The sequence below is a fragment of the Micromonospora sp. GCM10011542 genome (assembly GCF_042650685.1).
Classification (GTDB): Bacteria; Actinomycetota; Actinomycetes; order Mycobacteriales; family Micromonosporaceae; genus Micromonospora.
Genome location: NZ_JBHSBO010000040.1, coordinates 152393 through 178237, shown reverse-complemented (window position 1 = coordinate 178237; position 25845 = coordinate 152393). Strand labels below are relative to the sequence as shown.

The 25845-nt window shown below is 70.7% G+C and carries 17 protein-coding genes; 6 read left to right on the top strand and 11 right to left on the bottom strand.

Annotated features, from left to right (window positions below; translation table 11 throughout):
* The first annotated feature begins 3 nt into the window (after nucleotides 1-3).
* Complete coding sequence (locus ACFOW4_RS14285) at nucleotides 4-1185, top strand: low temperature requirement protein A (RefSeq protein ID WP_377527783.1); 1182 nt, start codon at nucleotides 4-6, stop codon at nucleotides 1183-1185.
* 47 nt (nucleotides 1186-1232) lie between these two features.
* On the opposite strand, the gene ACFOW4_RS14280 is transcribed toward ACFOW4_RS14285, so the two are convergent.
* Together ACFOW4_RS14280 and ACFOW4_RS14275 are read right to left on the bottom strand one after the other, a co-directional pair.
* On the bottom strand, nucleotides 1233-2219 hold the full coding sequence (locus ACFOW4_RS14280; RefSeq protein ID WP_377527782.1) for a TolB family protein: 987 nt from the start codon (nucleotides 2217-2219) through the stop codon (nucleotides 1233-1235).
* Entirely contained in the window at nucleotides 2216-3490 is a 1275-nt protein-coding gene (locus tag ACFOW4_RS14275) for an MFS transporter (protein WP_377527780.1), read from the bottom strand. Before ACFOW4_RS14275 ends, ACFOW4_RS14280 begins: the two co-directional genes overlap by 4 nt.
* A 222-nt stretch (nucleotides 3491-3712) precedes the next feature.
* On the opposite strand from ACFOW4_RS14275, the gene ACFOW4_RS14270 reads away from it, so the two are divergent.
* Nucleotides 3713-5089, top strand: a complete 1377-nt coding sequence (locus tag ACFOW4_RS14270) for a DNRLRE domain-containing protein (RefSeq protein ID WP_377527779.1) — start codon at nucleotides 3713-3715, stop codon at nucleotides 5087-5089.
* 49 nt (nucleotides 5090-5138) lie between these two features.
* Here the strand turns inward: ACFOW4_RS14270 and ACFOW4_RS14265 are convergent, their stop codons facing one another.
* The 4 genes from ACFOW4_RS14265 to ACFOW4_RS14250 all read right to left on the bottom strand — a co-directional run bounded on the left by ACFOW4_RS14265 (nucleotide 5139) and on the right by ACFOW4_RS14250 (nucleotide 12848).
* A complete protein-coding gene (locus tag ACFOW4_RS14265; RefSeq protein ID WP_377527777.1) occupies nucleotides 5139-6938 on the bottom strand; it encodes a serine hydrolase in 1800 nt (599 codons plus the stop codon).
* Nucleotides 6939-6949: 11 nt separating this feature from the next.
* A complete protein-coding gene (locus ACFOW4_RS14260; RefSeq protein WP_377527775.1) occupies nucleotides 6950-8257 on the bottom strand; it encodes an exo-beta-N-acetylmuramidase NamZ domain-containing protein in 1308 nt (435 codons plus the stop codon).
* A gap of 11 nt (nucleotides 8258-8268) precedes the next feature.
* Complete coding sequence (locus tag ACFOW4_RS14255; protein WP_377527774.1) at nucleotides 8269-10089, bottom strand: glycoside hydrolase family 3 protein; 1821 nt, start codon at nucleotides 10087-10089, stop codon at nucleotides 8269-8271.
* Nucleotides 10090-10169: 80 nt separating this feature from the next.
* Nucleotides 10170-12848, bottom strand: a complete 2679-nt coding sequence (locus ACFOW4_RS14250; RefSeq protein ID WP_377527772.1) for an AAA family ATPase — start codon at nucleotides 12846-12848, stop codon at nucleotides 10170-10172.
* A gap of 99 nt (nucleotides 12849-12947) precedes the next feature.
* Between ACFOW4_RS14250 and ACFOW4_RS14245 the strand changes: the two genes are divergently transcribed.
* Entirely contained in the window at nucleotides 12948-13358 is a 411-nt protein-coding gene (locus tag ACFOW4_RS14245; RefSeq protein ID WP_377527771.1) for a hypothetical protein, read from the top strand.
* 192 nt (nucleotides 13359-13550) lie between these two features.
* On the opposite strand, the gene ACFOW4_RS14240 is transcribed toward ACFOW4_RS14245, so the two are convergent.
* From ACFOW4_RS14240 to ACFOW4_RS14220, 5 genes are all read right to left on the bottom strand, one after another.
* Nucleotides 13551-19175: a GH92 family glycosyl hydrolase gene (locus ACFOW4_RS14240; RefSeq protein ID WP_377527769.1), complete on the bottom strand. Its 5625-nt coding sequence runs from the start codon at nucleotides 19173-19175 to the stop codon at nucleotides 13551-13553.
* Between the two features lie 329 nt (nucleotides 19176-19504).
* Entirely contained in the window at nucleotides 19505-20875 is a 1371-nt protein-coding gene (locus ACFOW4_RS14235; RefSeq protein ID WP_377527768.1) for a permease prefix domain 1-containing protein, read from the bottom strand.
* Nucleotides 20872-21246, bottom strand: coding sequence for a PadR family transcriptional regulator (locus ACFOW4_RS14230; RefSeq protein WP_377527766.1), 375 nt, complete (start codon nucleotides 21244-21246; stop codon nucleotides 20872-20874). Before ACFOW4_RS14230 ends, ACFOW4_RS14235 begins: the two co-directional genes overlap by 4 nt.
* Nucleotides 21247-21342: 96 nt before the next feature.
* Nucleotides 21343-22533 (bottom strand): MFS transporter, encoded by a 1191-nt coding sequence (locus tag ACFOW4_RS14225; protein ID WP_377527765.1) that lies wholly within the window; start codon nucleotides 22531-22533, stop codon nucleotides 21343-21345.
* A gap of 212 nt (nucleotides 22534-22745) precedes the next feature.
* Nucleotides 22746-23126 carry a MarR family winged helix-turn-helix transcriptional regulator gene (locus ACFOW4_RS14220; protein ID WP_377527763.1) on the bottom strand — a complete coding sequence of 127 codons (381 nt, stop codon included), beginning with the start codon at nucleotides 23124-23126 and terminating at the stop codon, nucleotides 22746-22748.
* A gap of 195 nt (nucleotides 23127-23321) precedes the next feature.
* On the opposite strand from ACFOW4_RS14220, the gene ACFOW4_RS14215 reads away from it, so the two are divergent.
* From ACFOW4_RS14215 to ACFOW4_RS14205, 3 genes are all read left to right on the top strand, one after another.
* Nucleotides 23322-23882, top strand: coding sequence for an NADPH-dependent FMN reductase (locus ACFOW4_RS14215; RefSeq protein WP_377527762.1), 561 nt, complete (start codon nucleotides 23322-23324; stop codon nucleotides 23880-23882).
* Between the two features lie 38 nt (nucleotides 23883-23920).
* On the top strand, nucleotides 23921-24691 hold the full coding sequence (locus ACFOW4_RS14210; protein WP_377527760.1) for an SDR family NAD(P)-dependent oxidoreductase: 771 nt from the start codon (nucleotides 23921-23923) through the stop codon (nucleotides 24689-24691).
* A gap of 108 nt (nucleotides 24692-24799) precedes the next feature.
* A complete protein-coding gene (locus ACFOW4_RS14205) occupies nucleotides 24800-25630 on the top strand; it encodes a PIG-L family deacetylase (RefSeq protein ID WP_377527759.1) in 831 nt (276 codons plus the stop codon).
* The last annotated feature ends 215 nt before the right edge of the window (nucleotides 25631-25845 follow it).

The window sequence follows — 25845 nt, the reverse complement described above, 5'->3', positions numbered from 1 at the left end:
CTGATGACGACCGACGAAGCGGTGGGGCTGACCCGCGAGGGCGAGGGCCCCCAGCGGGCAACCCTGCTGGAGCTGTTCCTCGATCTGGTGTTCGTCGCCGCGCTCGCCCTGGCGTCACGAAACCTGGCGCAGCGTCTCGAGTGGGCCGGGGTGTTCGAGACCGTGGTGCTGCTGACGGCGGTCTGGTGGGTCTGGTCCGTCACCGCGCTGGCAACCGACCTCTACCACGCGCAGCGGCCTCCCATCTTCGTCATGACGCTCTGGGTGATGCTCGGGACCATCCTGATGGCCGGCTCGCTGCCCGAAGCCTTCTCCGACCGCGCCCTGGTGTTCGCCGGCGCATACGTGGCGATCCACCTGGGACGTGGCATCTTTCTCGTTGCCGCGCTGCCCGACCGCACGACCCAACTGTCCGCCTGCCGGTTGATCTTCTGGTTCGTCGTGTCCGCCTTACCGTGGCTCGTCGGCGGCCTCGTGGCCGGCCCGGCGCGGGGCCTGCTGTGGACCACGGCGCTCGCCATCGACTACGGCTCGGCCTGGCTCCGCTACCCCACGCCCCGGCTCCGCCGGGTACCCACGTCCCAGTACGCCGTGGCGGCCGACCATCTGGCGGAGCGGTACCAGCAGTTCTTCACGCTCGCCCTCGGTGATCTCATCCTCGTCACCACTCTGACCTACGCCGACAACGACGTGACGATCGACCGGACAGTGGCGATCCTGGTCGCCTTCGCCGCCACGGTGCTGCTGTGGCAGATCTACGTCCACCGCGCCGGGGCGCTGCTGCAAGCCGCCATCGAGGCGTCGCGGGATCCGGGCGGATTCGTACGGTCCGCGCCCAACACCCACCTGCTCATGGTGGCTGGCGTGGTCGCCGCCGCCGCGGGTTTCGAGGTCGTCATCGCCGACCCCACCGAGCACACCACGCCCTGGCTGGCCGGCGTCATTCTCGGCGGACCCGCGCTGTTCCTGGTCGGACGAGCCCGATTCGAGTACGAGGTGTTCAGCCGCGTATCGCCGTCCCGACTGGTCGCCCTGCTCGTGCTGGTCGTCGTGGGACCCGCTCTGCTGCTCACGCCCGCACTGGTGGCCGGCCTCGCCGCCACCCTCGTCCTGGCCGGGGTTGCCGTCTTGGACGGCATCCGGGCCCGCGGAAACCCACCCGAGCCACCGGCGCCCAGCCTGTAGCTGGAGTTGGCGGACTGGCGATCAGCCCCAGCCCCGCGCGTGCGCCGTCAGCTGAGCGGTGATGGGGACTCGGCGCCGGGCATCAGCAGGCTCGGCGCACCGGACCCGTCCGCCCGGACGGTCCACACGTCGGGGTGACCGTCGCTCTGGCGCAGCGTGTAGGCCAGCGTCCGGCCGTCCAGCCAGGCCGCCTGGTCGTCGACGCTGGTGGTCTCCGCCGTCGCGGTCACCCGCATCGTCGCCAGGTCGAGGACCGACAGTCTCCAGCCCTTCGCGGGGTGGGCGTCGAGCGCTTCCTTGAAGGCGATCCGGGTGCCGTCGGGCGACAGCGACGGGCACTCGACGTTCTCCCTGACCGTCTCCACGCTCCGGGCGGCGAGGTCGCCGCGGACGAGGTACCGCTTGCCGGCCGTGGACATGGTCGCGTAGAAGACGTTGTCGTCGGCGGTGAAGGTGACGCCCCAGTAGTTGACGTCGGGGTTGCGGTAGGCCCGGCCGTCCCGCCTGACCGCGAACTCCTCCAGCGAGGTCACGGTCGCGCCGGTGGTGGTGTCGAGAATTCCGGTACGGGTGGAGAAGCCGCTGCCGACGTAGGAGTCGCCGCCGACGAACGTGGTCCAGGAGACCATCCGGCCCGACGCCGAAACCCGGGCCCGGTTGGGCAGGCCCGGCACGGCGAGCTTGCGCGTCGGGCGCAGTGCGGCGTCCAGCACGACGACCTGGTAACTCCAGGCCGTCTGCGGGGCGAGGCAGACGCCGGTGCCGGCCGCCGCGTACACCCGCAGGCATTCCAGGCCGGACACCGCGCGCGGCCCGGCGGGGTCGGTCGCGGTCACGGAGGAGACGTGCCGGTCGGTGATGGCCAACAGGCGTGGCCCGGGCGCCAGGGTGACCGCCTGCTCGCCGCCGGCGGCGCGCGGCGTGCTGCGGTCCGGTCGCGCGGCGGTGGCGGCGTAACCGGCTGCCCCGGCGGTGAGCAGCACCGCCGAAGCGGCCACCACGCCGAGCTTGGCTCGCGTCGACATCGCGGTCATCGGGACATCCTCCGGGGTACGAGGCGGGAGGCGGGAACGAGCAGGAGCACCGTGCCGACGAGGACGGCGACGACGGCCACGGCCGCGGCCCGGACCGCGCTGGCCGGCCCCCACGCCTGCCAGGCGAGGCCGAACAGGATCGAGGAGACGAGGTACGCCAGCGCCTGCCCGGTCTGGACGAGCGCGATACCGGTGGTCCGCAGCCGCTCCGGCAGCACCGGGCCGGCGAGCGCGATGAGCACCCCGTCGGTGGCCGCGTAGAACGTGCCGTACAGCGCCAGCGTCAGCGCGAGGGACGGCCAGCCGTGGACCGGCCTGCACAGCAGCAGGTACGTCACGCCGAGGGCCACGTATCCGCCCACCACCACCGGCAGCCGACCGATGCGGTCGGCGAGCACCCCGAGCGGGGCGGCGAGCAGCAGGTAGGCCAGGCTGGTCCCCACCGCCAGCAACGGGAACCACCGCAGGTCGAGGTCCTCCCGGCGCTGCAGCAGCAGGTAGACGAAGCCGTCGCCGATCGTGGCCAGCCCGAGCAGCGCCGCGGCCAGGACCAGTCGGCGGGCCGGCCGGTTCCGCAGCAGACCGAGCGCCTCGCGGACGGAGACCTTCGGCTCGCCCGCACCGTCCGGTGCTGCGGTCGGTTGGCGTTCGCGGACGAAGAGCACGAGCACGACGACGGCGAGCGCGGCGACGCAGAAGCTGGTGACGAAGACCGCGTCGTAGGACTGCCCGACGGCCAGCAGGACCGCGAGCGCGGCCAGCGGCCCGAGGAATGCGCCCACGCTGTCCATCGCCCGGTGCACCCCGAACGCCCGGCCCAGCGACTCCGGTGGGGTGGAGAGCGTGATCAGCGCGTCCCGTGGTGCGCTGCGGACGCCCTTGCCGAGCCGGTCGACGGCGATGACAGCCCCGATCGCCGGCACCGAACGGCCGGCCAGCAGCAGGCCGAGTTTGGCGACCGCCGAGAGCGTGTAGCCGACCCCCGCGATCAGCTTGCGCCGCCGGAACCGGTCCGCGGCGAAGCCGCCGACGACCCGCAGGACGGCGGTCGCGCCCGTGTGGACGCCGTCGAGCACGCCGAAGGCCAGCGGGCTGAGGTGCAGGCCCAGCACCAGGTACAGCGGCAGCACGGCGGTGACCATCTCGGCGGAGACGTCGGTGATCAGGCTGACCGTGCCGAGGGCGACGACGTTGCCGCTGACGAGGGCGAAGCGTCGGCCGGGCCGACCGGGTGGGTCGGCGGTCGGCCGGGAGACGGTCGACAGGTACACGAGCATCTCCTCGACATCGGCGGCTGACGGTCAGCCATCGTCCGTGCTCATCGGACGGGACACAACGGACTGCGGGTGGCGGCCGGTCGTGCGGCGGATGAACAGCACGAGGATATCGAGATGTTTCGCTGTCTGGGCGTACTGTTCATAGAGCCGTAGCCCGCCGTCTGGTCGGCCTTCCTACATTCCTTGCGCTTCACCCACGCAGAGAAGGGTTCCCGGATGGACTTTCGATTCCCCCGCCCGCCGGTGACGTTGGGGGCGGTCGCGGTGCTGGTCGCCGCCACCGCCGCTGTCGTCGTGACCGGGGCGGGCACGGCGTCGGCGGCGAGCGTGACGTTCACGCCGGTCGCCGACACCTACGTGCAGAGTGACACCGCGTCCACCAACTACGGCACGTCGGCGCAGATCGTGGTCGACAACGCGCCCGTACGGCGCACGTTCCTGCGCTTCACCGTGAGTGGCGTCAGCGGCACGGTGACCAGCGCCAAGTTGCGGCTGCGCACGATCAGCGGCAACAGCGGCAGCGATGCCGGCGGCACCTTCCGGAAGATGTCCAACACGACCTGGTCGGAGACCGGCACCACCTGGAGCAACCAGCCGGCCATCGACGGGGCAACGCTCGGCTCGCTCGGAGCGGTCAGCGGCAACACCTGGTACGAGATCGACGTGACGTCCGCGGTCGCCGGCAACGGCACGTACAGCTTCGGCGCGACCTCGGCCAGCGGCGACGGCGCGTACTACGACTCGCGCGAGAGCGGCGCCGACGCACCGCAACTGGTGCTCACCACCGGGACCACGCCGCCGCCGTCCGGGGACCCGGTCTTCGTCGGCGCCGGCGACATCGCCAACTCCGGCTCCGGCGACAGCGCCACCGCGGCGCTGCTCGACGGCATCCCCGGGACGGTCTTCACCACCGGCGACAACGTCTACGACAACGGCACCGCGGCCGAGTTCAGCAGCTGGTACGAGCCGACCTGGGGCCGGCACAAGGCGCGGACCCGCCCGACGCCGGGCAACCACGACTACAACACCTCCGGGGCCACCCCCTACTACAGCTACTTCGGGGCACAGGCCGGCCCGAGTGGCCGCGGCTATTACTCCTTCGACCTGGGCAACTGGCACATCGTGTCGCTGAACTCGAACATCACCATGTCGGCCGGCTCGACGCAGGAGCAGTGGCTGCGCGCGGACCTGGCGGCCAGCACCAAGCCGTGCACGCTGGCCTACTGGCACCACCCGTTGTTCACGTCCAGTTCCAACCACGCGCCCTCGACGGCGACGCGTCCGCTGTACCAGGCGCTCTACGACCACAACGCCGACGTGGTGGTCTGGGGGCACAACCACGTGTACGAGCGGTTCGGCCCGATGAACCCCTCCGGCGGCTACGACGCCAGCCGGGGCATGCGCAGCTTCGTCGCGGGGATGGGCGGTGCCGGCCACTACAGCTTCGGCACCATCCAGCCCAACAGCGAGGCGCGCAACAGCACGGCGTACGGCGTCCTGAAGTTCACGCTGCACGCCGGCAGCTACGACTGGCAGTTCGTGCCGGTCGCCGGGCAGACCTACAACGACAGCGGCACCGGCACCTGCCACTGATCCACCGGATCGCCTCCCCCGTGCCCGGCACGGGGGAGGCGGACCCTCGTCAGGTGCGCGCGGGTGACCACCCGTCGGCGACGAGTCGGGAGGCGTCGCTGCCCTCGCCGCCGAAGAGCACGCCGTCCCGGTCGGCCGCGACGACCCGGTCGACGTAGACGCCGCGCCCCTGGCCCGAGCCGTCGGTGCTGCTGCTCCACCGCAGGTGGGTGGCATGGTCGGGCAGCGCCACCGAGACCTGCCACCAGACCCGGCCCCCGTAGCCGGTGACCGTGCCGTCGGCGGTCCACCGCCGATCGGCGTGGTGCAGCAGCATGCGTCCCGGTGCCCAGGTCTGCCCGCCGTCGGTGGAGACCTCGAACCCCGCGCTGTCGTAGCGGGGCTCGGTGTCGTACCAGAGCAGGAAGCTCGCCGTGCCGCCCCGGGCGGCCCGGCGCAGCGGGGCGGTGAGCGTGCCGGTTGCGAGGTCGCGCGGGTCGGCCCGCCAGGCACTGTCGGAGCGCGGCCGCACCGGTATCGCCTCGGCGAGGTCGCGCGCGACCGCGCGCCGTGCCACGTTGTTGCTGCCCCAGCCACGATCGGGGTGTACGCGGTTGCTGAGCAGGATGACGAACGAGTGGGAGAGCGGGTCGACCACGATCGATGTGCCGGTGAAGCCGGTGTGCCCGAAGCCCACCGGGGAGGAGAGCCCCATCATGTACCAGTGCTTGTTGAGCTCGAAGCCGAGCCCGCGGTCGCTCTCCGGGTAGTCCGACTCCAGCGGCGCGTTGTGGTTGACCAGCATCGCGCGCACCGTGTCCGACCGCAAAATCCGTCGCCCCCGGTACTCGCCGCCGTTGAGCAGCGACTGGCAGAGGACGGCCAGGTCCGCCGCGGTGGAGAAGACCCCGGCGTGCCCGGCCACCCCGCCGAGGGACCAGGCGTTCTCGTCGTGCACCTCGCCCCAGACCATGCCGCGCCCGGCGTACGGCTGGTACTCGGTCGCGGCGATCCGGGACCGCTGCTCCGGGGCCGGGTTGTAGCCGGTGTCGGTCATGCCCAGCGGCCCGGTCACCCCGTCGCGGACCAGTTCGGCGAGCGGGCGGCCGGTGACCCGTTCCACCAGCACGCCCAGCGCGATCAGTCCGAGGTCGGAGTAGACGTACCGGGCACCGGGTGTCGACCCGGCCGCCAGCGGCGTGGCGAGCGCGGCGGCGAACCGCTCGGCCGGCGTCGGGTACCTGCTCCACAGCGGCGTGAAGGCGGGCAGCCCCGAGGTGTGCGTGAGCAGCATCCGGACGGTGACCGCCGCCTTGCCGCCGGCGGCGAACTCCGGGACGTACCGGGCGACCGGCGCGTCCAGCTCCACCCGTCCGCGTTCCACCTGCTGCACGGTGACGATCGTGGTGAACAGCTTCGACACCGACGCCAGGTCGAAGATGGTGTCGGGCCGGGTCGGAAGCTGCTGGTCGGCGGGGAGTTCCACGCCGACCAGCCCGGGCGGTGGACCGACGGCGGCGTACCGCACCGCCGTGCCCACCGCCGCGTGCTGGACGATCACGCCGTCCTTGGCGGCCAGGACCACTGCGCCCGCGTACGCCGGGTGACCGGGGTGATCCGGCGTCGGCTGGAGATACCCGGCCAGGTCGACCGGCAGGCGGTCCACCTGCTCGGGGAGCAGGCCGACCTCACTGGCGCTGCCGGTGCGCAGCGTATCGTCGCGGAACCGGATGTCGGCGGGGGTGACGCTCGGCGGCCCGGATCCGCTCGGGCCGGCGGTCGCGGCGGTGGCCGGCGCCGCCGCGCCCAGGACCACCAGGGCCAGGCCGAGGGTGAGAGAGCGGAGCGGACGACGGGACGAACTGGCCATGACTGCGCTCCTCAGTAGAGCAGGTAGGGTTCGCGCTGCCGGTTGAAGGCCGCCAGTTCGTCGGCCCAGGCGCCGACGACATCGTCCACGTCGGCCCCGGCGTCGATCTGGGTACGCAGTCGCGGCGAGCCGGTGAGCTTGTCGATCCAGTACGGGCGCACGGCGTCCCACGAGTCGCGCCGCCAGGCGAACGCCGGGTACTTGTGCGCCTCCACCAGCATCGCCACACCGGTGCGGATCGGGTCGTACACCGCCCGGTCGACGACCTTGACCTCGACGCCGGCGCAGAGCTTGTTGAGCAACGCCGGCTTCTGCCCGGCCGCCGTCGGCGAGAAGTACGCCTCGCGGAACTGGACCCCGGGCAGGTCGCGGGCGTTGAGCCGATCGCCCCAGTGGTGGTCGAAATCGGTCGCCAGCCCGCCGATCAGCTCGAACGGACGGCACGTGCCGCGCCCCTCGGTGATCGACGCGACGCCCTCGAAGAGGCCGGTGCCCGGGTAGACCAGCGCGGTGTCCGGGGTGGGCATGTTCGGGCTGGGCATCACCCACGGCACGTCGGTGTCGGCGGCGAGGTCGTCGCGCTTCCAGTTCCGGCACCGCACCACGTGCAGGTCGACCGGTCGCCCCGCCTCGGCGGGCAGGAACGTGGCGTTGAAGAACTGGGCCAGCTCCCCGACGGTCATCCCGTGCTGCTGGATGATCTCCTTCAGGCCCACACCGGAGGTGTACGGCGTGGTCATCATCGGCCCTCTGGCCCGCCCGCCGATCGGGTTCGGACGGTCCAGCACGACGTAGCGTTTGCCCACCCGGGCCGCGGCGACCATCGAGGTGTACATGGTCCAGATGTAGGTGTAGAAGCGGACCCCGACGTCCTGGATGTCGAAGACCACCGTGTCCACTCCGGCCTCGGTGAACATGCTCTCCCACCGGGCCTGCGAGGCGCCGTACGCGTCGTAGACCGGGATGCCGGTGCGCGCGTCGACGCCGGTGCCCTCGCTGCCGCCGGCCTGTGCCGACCCGCGGAAGCCATGTTCGGGGCCGAAGGCCGCGACCAGCCGGACCTGGCCCGAGCCGTGCATCAGGTCCACCAGGTGCTGGTAGGCCGCGTCCACGCCGGTCGGGTTGGAGACGACGCCGACCCGCTCACCGGCAAGCTCGGCGAAACCGGAGGACACCAGCTCGTCGAGGCCGGTGCGGACCCGACGGACACCGGGGGTCGCCGCCGCGGGCGCTAGGGCCCCGCCGACGCCGAGCGCTCCCGCGCCCGCCCCCAGCACGCCCGTACCGACCGCGCCCGCAAGGAAATTCCTCCGCTGCATTGGGTTGCCTCCTACCAGCTCAGACCGTGGCCGTAGGGGTAGAGCACGGAGCCCGCTCCCTCGGCCGTGGGGATCGTGACGGGCAGCCGCCCGCTCGGGGACAGCTCACCGTGCAGCGCACGGACGAGGGCGTCCATCGCCGCCCGGGTGTACGAGTAGGTCGCCAGGTAGGTGGTCACACCCGGCAGGTACGCGATGTCGTAGGGGTCCCGGACCGCCACGACGACCACGGGCTTGCCGGTGGCGAGCAGCGCCGCGACGAGGCGGCGCTGGGTGGCGCGCGGGTCGGTGATGGTGGTGTCCCACGCCTTGTTCACCAACACGACGGTGAGATCGTGCTCGGCGGCCTGGGTGGCCGTCGCGGCGATCACCGCGTCCGAGGGCAGGGTCGCCGGCCGGGCGGTGGCCCGGGCGCCGCGAGCGGTGAACCCGTCGGCGACCGTCGCGATGGGGGCGAAGGCGGCGGTGTTCCAGCCGGTGACCAGCACCGACCGGTCGGCGCGGGGCAGCGGCAGCAGCCCGGCGTCGTTGCGGACGGCGGTGAGTGTCGGGTCGGTGACCCGGGCGACGGCGGCGAGGTGCTCCGGCGCACCGACCGTCCGTACCGCCGCCTCGACGTCGACCTGCGGTGAGCGGGCCAACCCCTGGCGGTACTTCAGGCCGAGGATGCGCCGGACGGACTCGTCGATCCGTTGCTCGGTGAGCTCGCCGGTGGCGACGGCCCGCAGCACCGCGTCCCGCGCCAGCGCGAGGTCCGGCGGCATCAGCAGCTGGTCGGCGCCGGCCTTGAGGGCCAGCACGGGCACCCGGTCGTCACCGTATTTCACCCGCACGCCGGCCATGTTCAGCGCGTCGGTGACGATGACGCCCCGGAAGCCGAGCTCGCCGCGCAGCACGCCGGTGAGGATCGTCGGCGACAGCGTCGCGGGGTCGCCGGAGGGGTCGAGCGCGGGGACCACGATGTGCGCGGTCATGATCGACTCGACGCCGGCGCTGATCGCCCGGCGGAACGGTGGCGCGTCGATCCGATCCCACTCCGCCCGACTGTGGTCGATCACCGGCAGACCGGTGTGGCTGTCGGTGGCCGTGTCGCCGTGCCCGGGAAAGTGCTTCGCGACCGCGCTGGCACCGGCATCGTCCTGGAAACCGGTGACCTGCGCGGCGGTGAGGTCTGCCACCAGGGTGGGATCGGCGCCGAAGGACCGTACGCCGATCACCGGGTTGCCCGGGTCGACGTTGACGTCCGCGATCGGCGCGTACGGCTGGTGGACGCCGACCGCCCGCAGCTCGCGTCCGGTGACCTCCGCCGCCGTTCGGGCGGTGTCGGTTGACCTCGCGGCACCCAGCGCCATCGCCCCGGGGAACTGCGCGGCGGGGGCGGGCATCCGCAGCACCACGCCCTGCTCCTGGTCGGTGGAGATGAGCAGGGGGACCCGGCCCTTCGCGCCGTCACCGAGGGCGGCGCGCTGGAGTCCGTTGGAGAGACTGGCGATCTGACGGGGATCGTCCAGGTTGTGCGACCAGGAGAAGTAGCAGACGCCACCGAGGTGGTACCGGTCGATGACCTCGGCCGGCGTCTCGACGCCGAACGCGGCCCGGTTCGCGGCGCGGTCGGCGGCCGTGGGCTCGGTGGCGTCACCGCCGTAGACGTAGGTGGCGAAGAGCTGGCCGACCTTCTGCTCCAGGCTCATGTGCCGCAGCGTCGACATGACCCAGCCGTGCTCGGCCGACGGGGGCTGCACCGATGGGGCGGAGGCCTGGACGGGAAGGGGTGCGAGCGTGGTCGCCAGGGCGGCCACCAGGACAGTAGCGGTGGCGAGTCGGGTCTGCATAGACGACGGCCTCTCAGTCCGGGTGACTGAAACTTAGCTACACGTCTATCGGCAGTCAAGAAGGTTAACTACAAAGCCGCTCATCCCGAACGGTTTGCGATGGCTGCCAGTTGGGCCCGGGAGGTGATACCCAGCTTGGGAAACGCCTTGTAGAGGTGATAGCCGACGGTCCGTGGACTGAGGAAGAGCTGGGCGGCGATATCGCGATTGGAGGCGCCATCGGCCGCCAGCCGTACGATGTGGCGTTCCTGAGCGGTGAGTACGCTCAGCGGGTCGCCGGCCTCGCGGGGCGCCGCCGGAACGTCCCCGGTCGCGCGCAGCTCCGCGCGGGCCCGTTCGGCCCACAGCTTCGCACCGAGTCGATCGAAGATCTCCAGTGCACCGCGCAGCTGCGCGCGCGCATCTGCCCGTCTGCGCGCCCGTCGCAGCCACTCACCGTAGGCAAGCTGCGTCCTCGCCTGCTCGTACGGCTGAGCACCCTCCTCGTGGAGGTGCACGGCATGCGCGAAGTGCGTCTCGCCCTCGCCGACGAGGGCGCGGCAGCGCTGGGCGATCGCGTCCGACGACGGCTGACCGACGTGCCGCGCCCAGGCCAGGTAGCGGGCAAGCGGCTCCTTCGCCCGCTCCGGCCGGCCGCTGCGGATGGCTGCCTCGACCTGGTCTGCGGCGGACAGGACGGCGATGCCCGTCGGCGAAATGGCCTCCAACTGCTCAAGGGCCGCAGCCGGACGGCCCAGGCCGAGTTCGAGCAGGCCGAGCGCCCAGCGGCCGATGACCGCCGCAGGAGCCAGTCCTCGACCGTCGGCTCTCGCTACACCTTCCTCGGCCTTCGCACGGCACTCCCCCACATCTCCTTGATGAGCGAGCACCCAAGCGAGTACGCAGGTGAGGTGGCTGACCCGGTGCTCGTGACCCAGGTCCGTCGCCAGCCGCAGCCCTGCGTTCAGGGACACCGTGGCCTCGCCGTACCGGCAGAGCAACCCCTGCGCGAGTCCATGGTCTTCGAGCGCGAAGGCGAGCCAACCGATCATCCCGCTGTTCCGGCAGTCCGCCACGACGCCTCCGGTGATCTCCTCGCAGAGGTCGGGACGGCCCAGCGGGAGGCAGAGAGAGGCGGCGAAGGTGCGTCCAGGCACCCCCAGCCCGGCAAGCGCGTCACCGTCGCCCGCCGCACCCATGGACGTGATCCCACCGCCGATGTCACCGCTCAACAGACGGGTCAACCCGAGCGCCCCGCTGATCAGCGGTGAGCCGATCTCGGGGAGCGCGTGAAGGCTCGCGGCGGCCTCCTCTGCCAGCCGCCCGTCACCGGCGAACCAGGAGCAACGGATGGCTTCCACCAGCAGCCAGGTGGCCCGCTCGACGGAGTGGACGGCCACACGATGGACGTTGTCCAGGATGATCCGGCCCGCCGCATGCGGTGTACCCAACTCAAATTCGCGGTGGGCGCGAACCTGGATCAGCGCGGCGATCATGTCAGGGTCGTCCGTGTCGGGCGTGGCGCTGTCGGCGAGCGCGGCGGCACGACCTATCAGGCCGGCGTCACTGGCTGCCAGCGCGGCAGCGGCCAGCCGTCCGGATCGTCGTACCGGATCGGCGGCGAGTTCGGCGGCCCGTTCGTACGCGGCCGCGATCGCGGCGTGACCGCCCCGGGTACGTGCCCGTTCGGCCGTTTGCTCCAACTCCCGTGCGACGTCCTCGTCAGGGCCGAGCGTGGCGGCAGCCAGGTGCCACGCCCGCCGGTCGGCCGCATTCGCGGCGGCCGAGCGAGTGAGCGCGTCGGCGAGGGCTCGATGTACGGCAAGGCGAAGGGTGACCGGCGCGCTCTGGTAGGCGACGGCCCTGATCAGGGGATGACGGAAGCCGACAACGGTTCCCCTTATCTCGATCAGCCGGCTCCGCTCGGCTGCTTCCAGACCGTGCAGAGACGCCCCCGCATCCACCAGCGTCTGAAGCTCACCCGTGCCGTCCGCCGCAGCGATCAGCAGTGCGGCCCGCGCCGGCTCGGGCAGCGCGGCTATCTGTGCTTGGAACGCCTCCTGGACTCGCTCGGCGACGGGCATCGCGCCCACCGGTGACAACCGTCCCGCCCGCTGTTCGGCGGTGAGCGCGGCGGGCAGTTCGATGAGCGCCAGCGGGTTGCCGTCCGACTCCTCGATGAGGCGCTCTCGCACCTGAGGTGCAAGATCGGCGGGGAGCAGGGCGGCGGCGGCCGCATCGTCCAGCCCGCGCAGCCGGAGCTCGGGCAGCCCTGCGGCACCAAGACCCGCGCGGGCGGCGAAGATCATCGCGACGCCTTCGGCCTCGAGGCGGCGGGCGGCGAACACCAGCGCGTCCATGGACGCCTGGTCGAACCACTGCGCGTCGTCGATCAGGCAGAGCAGCGAGCCATCCCCTGCGACCTCGGCGAGAAGGCTCAGCGTGGCCAGCCCGACCAGGAACCGGCTTTCTGGCGCGATGTCGCCCAGTCCCAGGGCGCCGCTGAGCGCGTCGGCCTGCGCGGCGGGCAGTGCGTGGATGCGGTCCAGCCCCGGGCGCAGGAGCAGGTGGAGTGCGGCGAAGGGCAGGGTGGCCTCGGACTCGACACCGGCGCCGCGCAACACTCGCATGCCCTCTGCTCGCCCGGCGGCGTAGTCCAGAAGAGCGGACTTGCCGATTCCCGCCGGGCCCCGGAGAACCAAGGTGCCGCTCTGGCCGGTCCGGGCCTGCGCCAGGATCCGATCGATGTGGGCTTGTTCCCCCGCTCGTCCGTGCAGCACGGTCAGGAACCTACCGTCACGACGACTGATTCGGCCCGGTGCAGACGTCCGTAGCTTCGTGATCACAGGCACGTCAGGTACTGCGAAGGGACCTCCGAGATGACCGCCGTCGCCAGCACCGCCAACACCACCGCCGACGCCAAGCTGCTCCGCTTCGCCCTCAAGCAGGACGCGATGGGCTCCGGCGCCAATGGAGTCGTCTACGTCCTCGCGGCGGTGATCTTCGGCGAGATGTTCGGCCTTCCCGCCGCCTTCCTCTACCCGACCGGGGCGTTCCTGGTCGTCTTCGCAGCCGCCCTGCTCTTCCTCGCGTCGCAGCCGACGGTGAGCAGGGCCGCTGTGGGCCTCGTGATGGCGGTCAACATCGCGTGGGTGGCCGCGAGCGCGGAACTGCTCCTCGCCGGTTGGTTCGCACTGACCGGCCTCGGCACCGCCCTGGTGATCGCACAGGCGGTGGTGGTCGCCGGCTTCACCGGCCTGCAGTTCGCCGGTCTTCGCAAGACCGGGTGAACTCGCGGCAAGCCAGCGGTGCCCGTCTCCTGCGGAGGAGACGGGCACCGAATCACGTCGGCCGACGCCGTGGCCGCCCGAGCCGCCGATGAACTCGCCGAAGCTGGACACCGTCGCGCCGGACCACCAGCCGGCACCGCCTGTGGCGGGCCGTGATCACGGCCCGCCCCAGGCGGCTCTGCCAGCCCCGACTCAGTCCGAGCCGGTGACGGTGAAGGGCAGCACAACCCGCGTCTGCGAATTGACACCAGCCAGCGTGACGCTGGTCGCGCCCTCGCCCGCCGCTTCGGGAACGCTGACGGTCACGCCGGAGATGACGCCGTCACCGTTCGCGCGCACGGTGCTGGATGCGCGGCCGTCACCGACGCTGATCGTGAAGGCCTCGTCCGGCGCGAATCCGGAGCCGTCGACCGTGATCGGCGTACCGGGCGGTCCCGCCGTGGTCGACAGCGCCACCTGCGGTTGGCGTGTCGGCACTTCCGCCTGCCCGGTCACCTGGACGGTCGCCGTCGCCGGTGTCCGTGAGGACGCGCCGGTGGCGGTCACCGCGTACCGGCCCGGCTGCGCGTCACCGGACGTCGCGATCGAGGCGTGCAGCGCTCCCGCTGCCGAGGCCGCGACCGTCGTGCTCCGCGCCGGGTTGGTGCCGACCGTCACGGTCACCTGCTCGCCGGCGGCGAACCCGCTGCCGTCGACGGTGATCGCGGCGCCGGCGGCGACGGTGGCCGACGCGGAGACCGCGATCGTCGGCTGGGCCCCGCCACGCTGCACGGTCACGGTGAAGGTCCCGGTGCTGCTCGACAGCGTGTCCCAGGCGGTGACGTGCACCGTGTACGTGCCCTCCTGCGCGTACGTGTGCTGTCCACTCAGGGCGCCGGCCGGGCCGACCGTGACGTCCTCCGGAACCGTGCCGTCACCCCACTGGACACGCGCGTGGTAGCCCGCCGTGCCCGGAACGCCGCCGGTCACCGAACCGAGGTTCGCCGTGAGCACCTGCCCGGCGGTGGCCGCCTGGTCCTGCGGGGCGCGGGTCACCAGTGCGGCGGCCGGCGTGCCGTCGTCGGCGATGGCGAACACGTGGATCCTGCCCGCCGAGCCGGGGTCCCCGGTCTGCGTCGGCAGGGTCACCGAGACGAGCGTCTTGCCGGCCGGGATCTGGTACGGAGCGGTGGCGAAGAGGAACGGCTGTGCGCCGTCCCGGCTCGTGCCGCTCAGCCGGTACGCGGCCTTGGCGACGACGATGTTGCCGTACGACGGGGTGCCGTTGGCGTTGCCACCCAGCGTCCAGTCACTCATCTGGATCGGGATGCTGGCGGTGCTGCCGTCGCTGAACGTCGCCGTGCCGGTGGTGCTCTGGTTGCCCTGCGTGCCGGCGCCGATGAACGAGATGCTCCTGGCGTCGGCCGGCAGGTTGAGTACGACCGTCTTCCCGTTGCCGGTCGCGTCGTCCGGCTGACCCGCCGGGACCTTCGGCAGCGTGAAGTGCAGCGCCGTTCCGGGTACCTGGTGCTGCTGGCCCTGGGTCAGACCGGCTGCCGCGAGCGCGGCACGCGAGTACGCCCACGACTTCGCGTCGCAGTTCGCCGCGAGCACGCCCTCGTCGCCGATGCAGACGGTGTCGTACGCCGCGGTGAGGCTGGAACTCGGCACGTAGGCCACGTCGACGCCGACCGTCGTCGAACCCTGACTGGTACCGTCGGTCACCGTGACGCTCGCCTGGTGGTGACCCGGCGTGGAATAGGTGTGCGAGCCGGTGACGCTGTAGACGGCCCGCGAGCTGAGCGTCAGGGTGCCCGTGGTGACCGGTGAGCCGTCACCCCAGTCGATGGTGGCCTGGTAGCCGCCGGCGGTGCCTCCGGTGACGGAGGCCAGCGGCACCGACACGGGCGCGCCGGACGTCGCGTGCACGCTGCCCGCGGCGGTCACCGTGATGGCGCCGCCGCCGAGCTCGAGGTCGCCTCCGGCGAGCAACTCGATCTCGGCGAGGTTCGTCTGCGCGGCGCCGACGGTCTTCGTCACGACGAGGCGGAACCGCGCGAACCGCCCCGGGTCGCTGATCATGAACGGACGGGTCTGGTTGCGCCACCGGAACGCCTCGCCCTCGCGCGAGTCGACGGTGCTCCAGGTGATGCCGTCGTCGGTGCCCTCCAGCCGCCAGTCCGCCGGATCCCCCGCGCCTGCCCCGGAGGTGACGGTGTAGTACATCGGCGTCTGCGCACCACCACGGAAGGCCCAGGTGATCTGCGGCGTCGCGGAGGTGAAGGTCATCTGCGTGGTCGACGAGTCGTCGAACAGCTTCGACGCGTCCTGCCCGCCACTCGCGGTCGCGGTGCCGAGACCGGGGCCGGTGGTGTCCTGCAACGGCTTGGGCACCTCGTCGCCCTTGGTCAACGACGGCGGCGCGTCGTTCCTGCCGGTGCCCCAGGACGACGGCTCGGGGCCCATCTCGAAGTCGATCGTGCCGCCGTCAGCCAGGGCGGACGAGTCGATGGAGACCCCACGCTGGGTCTTCCCGTTGACCGTCACGCTCTGCACGTAGACGTTCCTCGTGCTGTTGTCCGGCGCGTTGACGACGATGTCGCCGCCCGTGCGGTGCACGGTCATCCGGGTGAACTGCGGCGATCCGATGGCCCAGTTGGACGACCCGGCCTGCAGCGGATAGAGGCCCAGCGAGCTGAGGACGTACCAGGACGACATCTCGCCGTTGTCCTCGTCACCCAGGTAACCCTGGCCGATCTCGCTGCCCACATAGAGGCGCTGCAGGATCTCACGCACGATCGCCTGCGTCTTCGCCGGAGCCCCGACGTAGTCGTACATGTACGGGATGTGGTGTGACGGCTGGTTGCTCATGCCGAGCTGGCCCATGCGCACGGCACGCGCCTCGAGCATCTCGTGGATCGTGCCGCCGTACCCGCCGGGGTGATCGGCGTTCTCCGGGGTGACGAAGAACTCGTCGAGCTTCTGCTCCAACGCCTTTGGCCCCCCGTACAGGTTGGCCAGCCCGCGGCCGTCCTGCTGCGCGGTGAAGGCGAAGTTCCATCCGTTGGTCTCGGTGTAGACGCCACCCCAGTCCAGCGGGTCGCCGGTGAGGAAGGTGCCGCGGGAGTCGCGGCCCTGGAAGAACTTCTGGTTCTTGTCGAACAGGTTGACGTAGTTGCGGGCGCGCTGGAGGAAGTACCGCGACTCCTCCTTGAGCCGGTTGCGCTCCGACTTCGGCGTGGCCGGGTCCTTGGCCAGGGCGGCGGCCATGTTGCCGATGCCGTAGTCGTTGATGAAGCCTTCCAGCGCCCACGACACCGACTCACCCGTGGAGGTCGGCGTGTACCCGAGGAACAATCCGGTCTCGATGCCCTTGCGGCCGACCTCACTGCGACCGGACGCGACGGTCGCATCCTTGACCGCCGCGTCGTAGGCGCCCAGTGGATCGGGCAGCTTGACGCCGTCGAGATAGGCGCCGGCCAGCGCGACGTTCGCGCTGGTGCCGGTCATCAGGTCGGCGTAGCCGGGCGACGACCAGCGGGCGATCCACCCGCCGTCGCGGTACTGCTGGACGAAACCGTCGGCGATCCGGGCTGCGACGTCGGGATACAACAGCGAGTACGCGGGCCACACGGTGCGGTAGGTGTCCCAGAACCCGTTGTTGACGTAGATCTGCCCGTCGACGATCTTCGCGCCGGTGCGCGTGGCGGTCGACGTGCCGGTCGGCGCGGACACCGGGCTCGCGTACTGCCAGTGCGGGGCGGTGGCGGTGCCGGTGTTCTCCGACTGCGAGTTCGGATACAGGTTCAGTCGGTACAGGTTCGAGTACAGCGTCACCAGCTGCGTCTCGGTCGCGCCCTGGACGTCGATCCGGCCGAGCCGGTCCTCCCAGGCCGCGGTGGCGGCGGCGTGGACCTCGTCGAGGCTCTTGCCGGCGACCTCCAGGTCGAGGTTCCGGCGTGCCTGGTCCACCGAGATGAACGACGTGGCCAGCCGCAGCGTCACCGTCCGGTTCCCGGCGGTGTCGAAGGTCGCGGACGTGGCGGCGGACGCCGTCGGCGCCCGGTCGAAGGTGCCGGACACGAACATCCGGCTGCGTCCGGCCGACAGGCCGCTGCCGTTGTCGACCCAGCCGGTGAACGTTCCGTCCGTACCGATGGTGAACGTGCCGTTGTGGAAGACGAGGCTTCCGCTGGCCTGACCGGACGGGAAGGTGAAGCTCATGATGCCGCCGTGGTCGGTGGGCGACACCTGCGCGACCAGGCCGTTCTGCAGCGTGACCCGGTAGAGGTCCGGCCGCGCGATCTCGTCGTCGTGGCTGAAGGCGAGTGCCCGGCCGCCAGGTGCTCCGGTGAGTGGCCCGCCGGCCGGCACCGGCATGACCGACATCTGGTTGCGGTCACCCATCCACGGGCTGGGCTCGTGCGAGATCGCGAGTCCCTCCAGCGTGGGCAGGTTGGCCGCGTTGTTGTCCCGCTGGTAGTCGTACTCCCAGGAGTTCGAGGTCGCATCGGTGACGGGCGTGAAGAAGTTGAAGCCGTTCGGCACCGCCGCGATCGGCAGGTTGTTGCCGCGCGAGAAGGAGCCCGACGAGTTGGTTCCGCGTCGGGTGTCGACATAACCGGTCCGGCTGGAGGCGTCGATCGGCGTCGGGGTGCCCGACAGCGTGATGTCGTCGAGCCATCCCTGGAAGCGGGTCGAGGCTTTCGCTTGCGGGTTGTCGTAGGCGAGCAGGATGCGGTCGATCGTCCTGCCGTTCGCGACGGCGCCGATGTCCGACTGCACCGCGTTCCACTCGTCGGCGTAGAGCACCTTCGACGAGCCCTGCCCGGCGGCCGTCAGCGGGTATCCGTGCTGGTCGACCGGCGATAGCAGGCTGAGGTAGCCGCCGTCGGTGAAGTGCAGGTCGACGGCCGCGTAGGTGGACGGGTACCGGGTGTCCTGGCCGGTGAGTTCGGGGAAGATCTTGTAGGACAACCGGGTCTTCGGGCCGACCGGGATGTCGACGTCGAACAACCGGTTGGTCGCGTACGAGCGCCCGTCGGCCTCGGCGCCGGCCGAGTACCGCAGCGCGGCCAGCCCGGTGAAGCCCGCGCGGGGCTTCATGTTGTGGCCGCTGACCGGACCGGCACCGACGACGCTGCGCATCGGGGTGGCCGGCGGCCGGACGTCCGAGCCGTCGCTGATGTCCCAGTCGGCGAGCTGGACCAGGGAGTCACCGGAGTTCGCGGAGACGTTCAGGCGGTAGTAGCCGTAGGCGGTGGTATTGGTGAAGCTGTAGGTCTTCGTGGCGAACCGCCCGCCGAAGCTCTGCCCGGTCTGTCGGTTCAGGTCGGTCCAGGTGCTGCCGTCGTTGGACCCCTGCACCGTGAAGTCCCTGGGGTCACGGGTCGGAGCGTCGTTCGCGGAGGTCAGCGCGTACCGCACCACGGCCGCCGGTTTGGCCAGCCGGTAGGTCACCCAACCGGTGGGGTTGAACGCCAGCCACTTGGTCGAGGGATTGCCATCGATAAGGCTGGTGGCGGTCTCGTTCGGCGCGTTCTCGGCGCTCGCGGTCACCGCGGTGACCTGACCGAGCAGGCTGCCGGGCAGGCCGGTGGGGCTCGAGCCGCTCAGGTTCGCCTGGACCGGCTTACCGCTCGCGTCGACCTCGACGGTGCTCTCGGCGGGTCGCGGGCCGGCCGACTCGAACGATGAACTGAAATTGCCGGCTGGTGCCGCGGCGGGCGCGGCGTTGGCCAGTGGTGCGGCGACGAGCAGCGCCGCCGGCAGCAGGACCGCGGCTGTCGCGGCGATCAGTCGGGGGGAAAGGGCTCGCGCAAGGGGGCGGAACGACATGGGGGCAGGGCCTTTCGACTCGGTCCTGGTCGAGCAGGTCGAACTTCTGGGCAGGGAGGACCGGGCTAGTGGTCGATCGGCCGCCCCTCTGGAGTAGCTGGCCTGACATCGTTGTCATGACGACGAGTGACGACGACGGTCGGACCAGTTGGACTGTCGCTGATAGTTCCGGCCAGACAGCGGCGATGTCAATGGGTTGATCACGGCGAAACAAGCCGTCGCCGAGGGTGACGGCCGTGCCGCAACGCCGAGGAGCCCGCCGTCGACTGCGCACAGTCGACAGCGGGCTCGTCCGCGTTCCGTGGATGGTGAGCGGGGCCGTACCTAGCTCAGGCGAAGTCGAACACGAGCGGGAAGACGAGGACGACCGCCCAGGCCCAGACGGCGTACACCATCAGGTAACGGGTCTGCCAGCGTTCCAGTCGGGCGAAAGGCGTGCGGCCACGCACGAAGCCGAGGAACAGCCATGCCGACCACGCCAGGTTGGTGAGCAGGATGACGTTCTCGCCCAGCGCCGCCGTCCTGTTGGGGCTGAAGCCCCATTCCGTGATTCGGCCGGTGATCGCTGCCAGCACCAGGACGTCGATGACCAGGGCGCTGACGACGAGCGCGAACTGCAGGCGGTCGAAGAGCCCGGACCGGGCCGCGAGGTCACGGGCGGAGATGGCATACAGCAGCAGGCCCAGTACGACGACCAGCAGCAGGTCGAAGAGGATGAGCACGTCGCGCTCGACGTCGATGCCGTTGTTGGTCCAGATGACCGCGACCAGGAAGGCCAGCAGGGTGGCCGTGAACAGCGGCGTGAAGACGCGCGTCAGCACCGGCGCCATGTTCTCGATGACGCTCTGCTTGGCCTCCACCAACCACGCCGACACGATGACCGCACCCATGGCGCCGCAGGGCAGCAGCCACGATTCGAGGAATCCCTCAGCGTCGATGCCGATGGCACGGAAGGTGCCGGCCGTGAAGGCCATGAGCACGCCACCGCCGAGCCCGATGAGGGCGAAGTAGATCAGCCACTCCCCCGTGAACCGGATGAAGTCCATCCGCCGCCGACCGGAGCGCCAGTCACCACCCACGTAGGCGACGCCGACAACCAGCCACAGCGCGATCGGCAGGTGGATCGCCGTGAGCACGAAGGTCTGCGAGTCATCGGCCAGCGGGTAGGCGTTCGCGGCGACGGCGCCGAGAACGAACAGCGACGCGAGCACCCCGATGACGCGGGGACCGACCCGGCGTTGCCAGGCGAAGTAGGCGGCCAACGCCGGCAGCGCGAAGAGGCTGACGTTTCGCGCGTAGAAGCCGGCATCGTCCTCCGACAGGTCCAGCCCGAACCAGCTCGGCACCTTGATCGCGAGTGCCGCGACGGCCGCGCACAGCACCATGACCGGCAGCTCGCGCCGGGATCGGGCGGCGGCGGACGCGTCCGGCGCCCCGGGCAGCACGAGTTGCTTCCACAAACGCTCGGAATGCTCGCGGGCGAACTCCCTCGACAGCTCATCGAGGCTGCCCATGCGTTTGACGGCGATGAGGAACGACTCGTCGGCCTGCAGCCCCGCCTCGGTCAGCTCGGTGATCCGGCTGCGGAGGTGGTCCTCCAGCTCCTCGGCATCCGTGTGGTGCAACTCCCGGCGGCGCTGCACGTAGGCGCGCCACTCGGCGATCTGGCCCTCCAGGTCCTTGTCGCCGTCGACGGTCATCGTCCCGCCCCCCACACCGGTGCCGGCACCGGCGTGATGGACTGTGCCGTGCTCCAGACGCCCCGCAGGGCGTCGACGACCGCGGCCCACTGGCGGCGCTGCTCGGCGAGCTCGGCCCGCCCCTGGTCGGTGATGCGGTAGTACTTGCGGCGGCGTCCCCCGGCCGGGGTCTGCCAGGTGGACTCGACGTGGCCGAGCCGCTCCAGGCGGTGCAGCAGCGGGTAGAGCAGGCCGTCGGTCCACTCCAGCTGCCCGCGCGACAGCTCGTTGACCTGCTTGAGGATCGCGTAGCCGTAGCTCTCGCCGTCGGCGAGGATCCCGAGCACCAGCGGTGTCGCCGAGGCCGCGACGAGATCTTTGGTGATGTGCATGTGACCACCTATACCTAGAACTGCTATGCATCGTAGTTCTAGGTATGGAGGTCGCGCAAACCCGGCGGCGCCTCGAAGCGAGAAAGGCCCACAGGGCTATCCGCCCGCCGTTCTCCTGGCCCTATGCAGGCCGAGCAGGGCGATCAGCGCGAGGACAATCACGGCGACGGCGTACTCGTTGGCGGTCCGCAGGAGGCCGCCGGCGTAGACCACCAGGAAACCGGCAATGACGGCAGGCAGGCCAAAGCCGACATAGCAGACGATGTAAAGCAGCGAGAGGACGCTGGAGCGTTCGTGCGCCTCCACGAGTGGCATGACCGTCTTGACGCTGCCCTGGAAACCGCCACCGAAACCGACGCCGCCGAGCGCGAGGCCGACGAAGAAGCCGAAGATGGATTCGGTGGTGACCGACACCACTGTGATGACCATGCCCAGGATGAGTGCGCTGATCGCGGTGTGCATCACGGTCCGCGCGGCAGCGTTGCGCAGCAGGAGAATGGCGCTGACCCCGAAGAGGGAGAAGACGAAGAGGACCAGACCGCCGACCACGATCGAGGTGGCCATGAGCGCGCGCACGAGCGCCGGGCCGAGCGCGACGAAGAATCCGGCCAGCGCCCAGACGGCGAAGACCACCGGCGCGACGGCCAGTAGTGGCGCGCGCACGGCGGGGGGCAGCTTGATCTCCGGCCGCAGACTCCGCAGCGCTCCCTTCATCCGCGTGACCGTCTCCGGCATCAGTACGACCCCGAGGCCTTGAATCAGCAGGACGACGAGCAGGACCACGTAGACCAGTCGCGTCGGCGCGGGCAGGAGCTGGATGAGCAACGCCGAGAGCAGGGTACCGATGCCGGTCCCGATACCCGGGGCGATCGAGTTGGCGAGCGTGCCGCGGGCGCGGTTGATATCGAGCATGGCGGCACCGACGGCGCCGGTCGCGGCGCCAGCCGCGAGCCCCTGCACGACGCGGGCGGCCAACAGTGCGGGTACGCCGTTGGCGAAGATGAAGATGACCAGCGAGAGCATCTGGACCGCGATCGCGACGAGAAGAATCGGTCGTCGCCCGAGGTGGTCGGACAGCTTGCCGAATGTGAGCAGGGACGCCAGCACCGCGAGGGCGTAGATGGCGAACACCACCGTCGTCGTGACCGGCGAGAAGTGCCAGCGCGCCTGGTAGATCCCGTAGAGGGGGGTCGGGGCTGTCGACGCGGCCACGAAGGACACGAGGATCGAGGCGAGCAGAAACAGGGAGGTGTTCGGCGAGATCCGCCCCCGTCCGGCGACAACCATCAGACGCACTCCTCCCGGTGAGCTGCAAGCGGCCGCCCGGCGCGGTCGGCCAGAACGGCCCCTGCTGGCAGGCCGCAGCGGAGTACCCGGTGCGGCCTGTCACAACCAAGCTGAACCGGCTCGGCCGGAGACACTGACCGGGCCGTCGGAAACGGCTACCACGCGGTCATCGAAGGCGGTGCACGCCGGCCTCCGCTGCCCCCGGCATCTGCTCAGGTGGCCACCTTCTCGAGCGCCCTGGCCAGCGCGCCGAGGTCGATGCCCGTGAGGTGGCCGAGGAAGTGCCGGCGTATGGCGGCGAGGTTGGTCGGCCAGGCCTGCTCCAGGCGGGCGAAGCCGGCGTCGGTGAGGACGGCGTTCCAGCCGCGGGCATCCTCCTCGCTGCGGACCCGTTGGATGAGCCCCTCGCCCTCCAGCCGGTGTGCGACGCGTGTCATCCCGCTGAGCGACATCTGGCAGGCGCCGGCGAGTTCGCTCATGCGCAGCCGGCGGTCGGGGGCCTCGGACAGGTGCATCAGGGCCAGGTAGTCGATGGCGGGAAGCCGCTGCTCGCGCAGCATCTCGGCGTCGATGGCGCGGGGCAGGGCGTACATGACGCGGCTGAGTGACCGGACGACGGCCTCTTCGTCTGAGTTGAGGGGTTGGACCCTTTTCGAGCCTGGCGTCGGCTGTGATGTGACGGTGGACATGAGACCCAGTGTACTTGCTTGACGAAGCAATGTCTCGTACAGTTGCTTCGCGAAGCAAGGACACCGAGCAGGTGTCCTTCGCGCGAGGAGGAACCAGAGATGACCAGGATCGGAATCATCATCGGCAGCACCAGGCCGGGACGGAACGGCGCGGCCGTCGGCCAGTGGGTGTACGAGGTCGCCAAACAGCGCACGAACGTCGAGTTCGAGTTGGTCGACCTGCTCGACTACAAGCTGCCGCACCTCGACGAGGTGTACCCGCCGGCGATGGGCCAGTACCAGCAACCCCACACGCTGGAGTGGGCCAGGAAGATCGCGTCGTTCGACGGCTTCGTGATGGTGACGCCGGAGTACAACCACTCCACCTCCGGCGCTCTGAAGAACGCCATCGACTTCCTCTACAGCGAGTGGAACAACAAGGCCGTCGGGTTCGTCAGCTACGGCTCGCGCGGCGGCACCCGGGCGGTGGAGCACCTGCGGCTGATCGCCGGTGAGCTCCAGATGGCCGACGTGCGGTCCCAGGTCGCCCTGTCGCTCTTCACCGACTTCGAGAACTTCAGCGTCTTCAAGCCGAACGAGCGCCAGCAGGACACGCTCAACGCCACCCTCGATCAGGTGGTGGCGTGGAGCGAGGCCCTCGCGCCGCTGCGTAGCAAGTAAGGCTGCGGCGTACCGAGCAGGAGTGGAAGGAACAGAGAATGCGTGGGCTCAAGGACAAGGTCGCCATCGTCGCCGGTGCGGCGCCGGGCAACATCGGCGGCGCGACGGCAGTCCGCCTCGCCGAGGAAGGCATGCTGGTCGTCGCGGCGGACCTGAACCAGGCCGCAGCCCAGACCGTGGTCGACGACATCACCGCCGCGGGCGGTACGGCCGAGGCACGCGGCTTCGACATCACGAGCGAGGACTCCTTCCGAGATTTGATCAACTTCGCCGTCGACCGGTTCGGCGCTCTGCACGGCCTGTTCAACGTGGCCGCGGATCTCTCGCCGCGAAACATCGGCCGCGACACCGACGTCACCTCGGTGCCGGTCGACGTCTGGAAGCACACGATCGACGTCACCCTCACCGGCTACATGTACGGCATCCGCCACGCCCTGCCGATCATGATGGAACAAGGCGGGGGCTCGATCATCAACACCATGTCGAGCGCCGTGTGGCTGGGTGAGCCCGAACGCGTCGCCTACCAGGCGGCCAAGAGCGGGTTGATCGGCCTCACCCGACACACCGCGAGCCTGGGCGGCAAGCACGGTGTCCGTACCAACCTCGTATCACCGGGCGTGATCCTCACGGGCGCCGCGCTCGAGACCACGACCGAGGAGTTCCGCGAGCAGATGCTCGCGACGGTACGTTCGCCGAGGCTGGGCCGGCCGGAGGATCTCGCCGCGATGGTGGCGTTCCTCTTCTCCGACGACGGCGCCTACGTCAACGGCCAGTCGCTCCTGGTCGACGGCGGCGCGAGCTTCACCTGATCCCCGCCGAGGGCGCGTGCTCGCTCTAAGCACGCGCCCCGGGGGACGAAAGTTCGGTGCCGCCCTACCGCCCCCGTGCGGTCGCGACGGCCCTCATAGGGTGAGGGCATGGCTGAGGGATCTCTGACGTTGATGGCGGTGCACGCCCACCCGGACGACGAGGCGACCAGCACCGGTGGTGTCCTCGCCCGCTACGCGGCGGAGGGGATCACGACGGTGCTGGTGACCTGCACCGACGGGCGCTGCGGCGACGGCCCTGGCGGGGTGAAGCCCGGCGATCCGGGGCACGACCCGGACGCCGTGGTGGCGATGCGCCAGAGTGAGTTGGAGGCGAGCTGCGCCGCGCTGAAGGTCAGCCACCTGGAGACGCTCGGCTACGCCGACTCCGGGATGATGGGCTGGCCGACCAACAACCTGCCCGGCGCGTTCTGGACCACGCCGGTGGAAGAGGCAGCGGACCGGCTGGCGGAGCTGATCCGGCAGTACCGGCCGGACGTCGTCGTCACCTACGACGAGAACGGCTTCTACGGCCATCCGGACCACATCCAGGCCCACCGGATCACCATGGCCGCCGTCGCGAAGACGGACATCCCCGCGAAGGTGTACTGGACCACCGTGCCCCGCTCGGCCTTTCAGGAATTCGGCAAGATCATGCAGGAACTCGGCGTTGAGTGGGCGGACCCGGACGCTGCGGCGGAGCCGGGGCCGCAGCTCGGGCTGCCCGACGATGAGATCAGCACCTGGGTTGACACGAGCAGCTACGGCGGGCAGAAGTTCGACGCGTTGGCCACGCACGCCAGTCAGACCGAGAACATCTTCTTCCTGCAACTGGGCAGGGAGCGGTTCACCGAGCTGATGGGCATGGAGACCTTCGTCCGGGTCCGCGACACCACCGGCGCGCCGCTACCCGAGGACGACCTGTTCGCCGGCCTGCGCTGACTGTGCAGTCGCAGGTCGATTTGGCAGCGGTGAGCTGACTGGTCGTCCAGCCGGCACGTGATGGAGTCGGGCCGGCTCTTACCCCGTTGGTCCCTGTCGAGCTGCCCCAGATGTGGGGCACGTCGCGGCTGGCCGATCGAGGCCGGTCAGACCTCTCCGACCGGTCGGTCTGGCCCTCGACTCGTCGCGCCGCCACCTGGTGGCGCCCCGGGTGC

Coding starts and splice junctions, on each gene's coding strand:
- ACFOW4_RS14260 (WP_377527775.1), bottom strand. CDS start 8,257: ATGCAGCGGAGGAATTTCCTTGCGGGCGCGGTCGGTACGGGCGTGCTG.
- ACFOW4_RS14285 (WP_377527783.1), top strand. CDS start 4: ATGACGACCGACGAAGCGGTGGGGCTGACCCGCGAGGGCGAGGGCCCC.
- ACFOW4_RS14220 (WP_377527763.1), bottom strand. CDS start 23,126: ATGTACGCCCTGCCCCGCGCCATCGACGCCGAGATGCTGCGCGAGCAG.
- ACFOW4_RS14280 (WP_377527782.1), bottom strand. CDS start 2,219: ATGACCGCGATGTCGACGCGAGCCAAGCTCGGCGTGGTGGCCGCTTCG.
- ACFOW4_RS14235 (WP_377527768.1), bottom strand. CDS start 20,875: ATGACCGTCGACGGCGACAAGGACCTGGAGGGCCAGATCGCCGAGTGG.
- ACFOW4_RS14210 (WP_377527760.1), top strand. CDS start 23,921: ATGCGTGGGCTCAAGGACAAGGTCGCCATCGTCGCCGGTGCGGCGCCG.
- ACFOW4_RS14225 (WP_377527765.1), bottom strand. CDS start 22,533: ATGGTTGTCGCCGGACGGGGGCGGATCTCGCCGAACACCTCCCTGTTT.
- ACFOW4_RS14240 (WP_377527769.1), bottom strand. CDS start 19,175: ATGTCGTTCCGCCCCCTTGCGCGAGCCCTTTCCCCCCGACTGATCGCC.
- ACFOW4_RS14215 (WP_377527762.1), top strand. CDS start 23,322: ATGACCAGGATCGGAATCATCATCGGCAGCACCAGGCCGGGACGGAAC.
- ACFOW4_RS14265 (WP_377527777.1), bottom strand. CDS start 6,938: ATGGCCAGTTCGTCCCGTCGTCCGCTCCGCTCTCTCACCCTCGGCCTG.
- ACFOW4_RS14205 (WP_377527759.1), top strand. CDS start 24,800: ATGGCTGAGGGATCTCTGACGTTGATGGCGGTGCACGCCCACCCGGAC.
- ACFOW4_RS14270 (WP_377527779.1), top strand. CDS start 3,713: ATGGACTTTCGATTCCCCCGCCCGCCGGTGACGTTGGGGGCGGTCGCG.
- ACFOW4_RS14255 (WP_377527774.1), bottom strand. CDS start 10,089: ATGCAGACCCGACTCGCCACCGCTACTGTCCTGGTGGCCGCCCTGGCG.
- ACFOW4_RS14245 (WP_377527771.1), top strand. CDS start 12,948: ATGACCGCCGTCGCCAGCACCGCCAACACCACCGCCGACGCCAAGCTG.
- ACFOW4_RS14230 (WP_377527766.1), bottom strand. CDS start 21,246: ATGCACATCACCAAAGATCTCGTCGCGGCCTCGGCGACACCGCTGGTG.